General features: G+C 31.8%; 1 protein-coding gene. It reads right to left on the bottom strand.

The window, feature by feature from the left end; genetic code table 11:
- Positions 1-406 (bottom strand): hypothetical protein (locus ED312_RS20210; protein ID WP_148044342.1); only part of this gene is annotated, 406 nt, incomplete at its 3' end.
- Positions 407-591: the final 185 nt, after the last annotated feature.

The raw sequence follows: 591 nt of genomic DNA, 5'->3' as shown, positions 1-591 counted from the left end.
CCAAAAATTTTAAATCTATCAAAGTAGTGGTTCTATCGGGGCCATGCGGTATCACCCTTTTAGTCTCCATTATTTTGTCTCCTATTTTAAAGGTTTTATTCCCATCAATCCCCAACAATACTTTGTTGGTTTTAATATCAAAACTTACGATTTTGTTATCAATAGTATACACTTTATTCCCATTGTAAGTATATATTTTTCCTTTTTTATTGTCCATTTCAAAAAAGTAATCTTTGGTGTCACTCGGTGCACCAAAAACCTGTGTTGCCCTGGATATATTATCATCAACATAAACTTTAGTCCGGGAGCCGGCTTTCGTAAGATAAACAGTGTTAATTTCTATCGTTTGTGCATTTATCGCTACACTAACTAATACTAAAACTGTAAAATAAAAAAATGTTTTCATAAAAGAGTATGTTTAAGAGTAGTGCATAACTCTTCTTTTTTAAAGAAGAGATACTTTTTCGGAATGAAAGAAACTCAGGCAATTCATTTCAAACTACCTGAGTTTTTAGCTTATCATCAATAAGATGTGCTTTTTTGCAGGGGCATCAATTCTTATTATACTCACTCTACCAATTCAGCATTAAT

Origin of the sequence: Sinomicrobium pectinilyticum (assembly GCF_003725735.1) — a bacterium.
Classification (GTDB): domain Bacteria; phylum Bacteroidota; class Bacteroidia; order Flavobacteriales; family Flavobacteriaceae; genus Sinomicrobium; species Sinomicrobium pectinilyticum.
This window is presented reverse-complemented; position numbering and strand designations above follow the sequence as displayed.